Raw genomic sequence first — 3280 nt, 5'->3', positions numbered from 1 at the left:
TTATGCTTGTCACCTCGAGTCGAAAACATTTTGGAAATGTTCAAAATAGGTAATGACATCAGGTTTCTCGTCATCCCTAGGCACGAGGGATCTCCAGGGGTACAATTAGACGGTTGAGTTACTGGAAAAGTATTTAACTCTTATTGGCCAGTCATCCTTTTCCTGAACCTCGGGAGATGCTTCTCCCGATAGCCATCGGGATCAGCATGACGGCTCCTCCGATTTATGTCATTGGTACGACAGGAGAGGTCTATACCCTGAGGTTTTATAGATTTCTCCTGACGTCGAAATGACAAAAGAGGGGTTTTTGACACTATTGACCCAAAACTGATAAATTCCCAATTCCTAGGTTGCGTCTGCCTACTGCAAACTGTAACTGCCAACTGAATACTGCGACTGCCCACTGCCAACTGAGACTGCCAACTAAGACTGAACACTGTCATCACTACCTACCTTATCATAACCCTCCTTTTCACCTTCTTCCTTTGGGACAACCATAGGTTAGGAAAAAAGAGGGGATTGTCAAAAAAGGAAAGCGTTTGGCTACAGGTGCTTTGGATTTACCATTTCGGTTTTGCCTTTGTGTTTTATTACTATATCCAACAAAACGGTGGGGATGCGTTGCGTTATTGGGCTTTGGAGGCGGAGGGGGTGGAAAATGCGGATCATTGGATGGGGTATTGGGGGCAGCGGACGCATTTTGTGCAATGGTTGAATTATCTTCCCTCCAAGGTATTGGGATTGAGTTTTTTGAGTGGCAATGTGTTGTATGCCGCGTTTTCCTTTATAGGCATCAGGGAAGTATATTTCTGGATGCTCCAAATGAAGGAAATGAAGCCATGGATGGAATGGGGGCTGATAGGGATTTTCTTTTTGCCCAACCTGCATTTTTGGTCAGCGGGGGTTGGTAAAGAGGCGCTATTGTTGGTGGGTTTGGTTTGGGCTTTGAAGGGGTTTGTTTCTTTGGCTTATCATTGGAAAGTGGCAGTGGTGGGTGTGCTGTTGTCCTTTTGGGTGAGGCCTTTGCAGGGAGTGGTTTTAGGGGGAATGTTGGGGATTTATTTTTTAGGACAAAAAGAGATTCCGGTAAAATTGAAAGTTGGTGTCGGAATAGGAATGGCGGTGGTGATGGGTTTGGGTATTTGGAGGCTACTGCAATATATGCATTTGGAAGCTTTGTCATTTCAGGGTTTGATGGCGTTCAGTAGTGGGCAGATGGATTTTTTGAAAGGTTTTAGTGCAGGATCTGAGATTCCTATGGAGACGTATAATGTGTTTGAAAAAGGTTTTGCATTGTTCTTTCGGCCATTTTGGGGTGAGGTGGATGGTGTTTGGCAGGTGGCGGCGGCATTGGAAAATAGTATTGGGCTTTTGTTGGGGTTGGGGTTGTTGGGTGTTTTGCCTTTCTATATTTTGAAAAAAGAAAAATTTGCAATTCCACCCTTTCTTTGGGCAGGTTTGATTTATGGGTTGGTGATGGCGTTAGCCTTCTCCTTCACCCTCAATAACCTTGGTATTATTATGCGGATGAAGAGTACGTATATGGTGTTTTTCTATTTGGTTTGGTGGAGTGGGGTTTGGGGAAGGATGAGGGGTAGGGAAGGTAGATTTTAGATTGTAGATTTTAGATTTGGGGATGAAGGAAAGGATGAAGGAAAGCATGAGGGAGAAAGGATGAAGGATGAAGGATGAAGGAATGAAAATTGAAAGAGGCAGCGCGTCATTGCGAGGAGCACTTAAGTAACTTTGATATTTATAATAGTCCTTCGTGCGAAGTGGCAATCTCTGAAGGGAGGAGGTGAAGGCTGAAGGAAGGATAAGTTGAAAGGTTAGAGTTTGATACATATCCGAATAGAGTTTGTTTTCCACATTTCGGTAATTCAGCTCAGTGTTCCAAAATAGAATCTGTGACCGAAATTGCTCTAATCATCGCTTCCATGACCCCGGGTTGCGGTGCATGTTGGTTGGTAGAAACCGAAAGATCGTTCCAAGCACCTTACCCGGTGCTCCGCAACGGCGGACAAGATAATCAAAGTTCAGCCTCCCGTACCGATAGCTATCGGTACGGGACAGGCTACTTCGGGGCTGCTAAAGAAAAACATCATTTCGACATCACCCCATATTTCTGTGGGAAATCGTGCAGAGGAAATGTTTTATTTCGACACCTCCCTTTAATCTGTGGGGGTATAGGGTGGGAAGACAATGGGCCGCGCCAGCGCAGGCCTTGTGGGGAGTAGGATTCCATTGTCTTGTCCCGATAGCTATCGGGATTGTTACTTTTTTGGTCAAGCAAAAAAGTAAGAGAATTGATGTAGAAATATGAATTGGACGTAACTCACTGATAACTACAAACAATACACTTTTAAATGACCTAAGGGTTCTTAGATTTCTCTCTACGTTCGAAATGAAAAGGAGAGGCCATTGACACTATTGACCAATAAAAAACATTCAAACCATAGCGAAACAATGACACTGGTCCACTGTGCCTGCCAGCTTTGGCAAATCATCACAGTAATAATAACAATTACAACTTTGTGTTTAAATTTGGGCTTTAGATTTCTCTCTACTTTCCAATGACAAGGTTTTTTAAATATATTTAGATTTGAAAAAAGCAACTTTTACAATATCGCTCGATTTTGAGCTGCATTGGGGCAGGTTTGATAAATATGCCCTGAAAGACAACCTGTCCTATTATGCGGAGACCAAGAGGGTAGTCCCCTATATTTTGGAGCTATTTGAAAAGTACGGTATAGAGGCTACTTGGGCAACAGTCGGCGCATTGATGGCTGAGAACCTGGAGGAATGGCGGCAATATAGTCCTGTCCTTAAACCAGATTATCATGAAAAGAAATACTCAGCCTATGCCTGGATGGAAAAAGAAAAGCCCCAACATGTTGAATGTTTGTTTGTACCGGACTTGGTGCGGCAGGTGATCAATTGTCCCGGTCAGGAAATAGGAAGCCATACTTATGCCCACTATTATACTTCTGAAAAGGGACAGGTTACCGAGGAATTCCGATCTGACCTACATGCCTGTCAAAAATTGGCCAAGGATAAATTCCAATTGGACCTGCAATCGCTGGTTTTTCCTAGAAACCAATACCATGATGAGGTGATACGCGTGGCCTATGAGGAAGGGTTTGATTTTATCAGGTCCAATCCCCGGGATTGGTTTTGGGAGCGGACTGAAGATAATGGGCTATTGAAAAGATTTTTCAGAACCAGTGATACTTTTATCCATATCGGACAGCCGAGTCATTATCCCTTGCCCGAATTGGTG

2 protein-coding genes are annotated in these 3280 nt (G+C 43.7%); both read left to right on the top strand.

Annotated features, from left to right (window positions below; all coding sequences use genetic code 11):
* Positions 1–519 precede the first annotated feature (519 nt).
* The gene (locus ACEW8U_RS05190) at positions 520–1614 is read left to right on the top strand and encodes a hypothetical protein (protein ID WP_373520975.1); all 1095 of its coding nucleotides are present in this window, start codon (positions 520–522) and stop codon (positions 1612–1614) included.
* A 988-nt stretch (positions 1615–2602) separates the two neighbouring features.
* The coding region (locus tag ACEW8U_RS05185) for a polysaccharide deacetylase family protein (RefSeq protein ID WP_373520974.1) at positions 2603–3280 on the top strand (678 nt) is incomplete at its 3' end.

The sequence above is a fragment of the Aquiflexum sp. genome, assembly GCF_041751335.1.
Lineage (GTDB): Bacteria > Bacteroidota > Bacteroidia > Cytophagales > Cyclobacteriaceae > Aquiflexum.
This window is presented reverse-complemented; position numbering and strand designations above follow the sequence as displayed.